Origin of the sequence: Robertmurraya sp. DFI.2.37 (genome assembly GCF_029211245.1) — a bacterium.
Classification (GTDB): domain Bacteria; phylum Bacillota; class Bacilli; order Bacillales; family Cytobacillaceae; genus Robertmurraya; species Robertmurraya methanolica_A.
The window spans coordinates 1-287 of record NZ_JARGEJ010000896.1 but is presented as its reverse complement, the minus strand read 5'-3'; the positions used below and the strand labels follow the sequence as shown (position 1 = coordinate 287).

The 287-nt window shown below is 38.7% G+C and carries 1 protein-coding gene; it reads left to right on the top strand.

The window, feature by feature from the left end:
* The coding region (locus PZE06_RS29065) for an HAD-IIB family hydrolase (RefSeq protein WP_275792549.1) at nt 1-287 on the top strand (287 nt) is incomplete at both ends.

Here is a 287-nt window from a genome sequence, read left to right as displayed (position 1 = left end):
AGCTAAAAGAAATAGAGGGAATTGCTTTAAGTTCTTCTGGGAAAGAAAATTTAGAGATTAATGGCGTAGAAGCGCAAAAAGGAATTGCTTTAGATCATTTTACAAGAGAAAAAGGAATCTCGCTCATGGAAACGATGGCGATTGGTGACAATTACAATGATTTATCGATGTTTCAAAGGGTTGGAAGAGCGGTTGCTATGGGGAATGCAGACAATTATGTTAAAGCTCAATGCCATTTTGTCACAGCTACAAATGAGGAAAGTGGTGTAGCAAAAGCGATCTGGGAG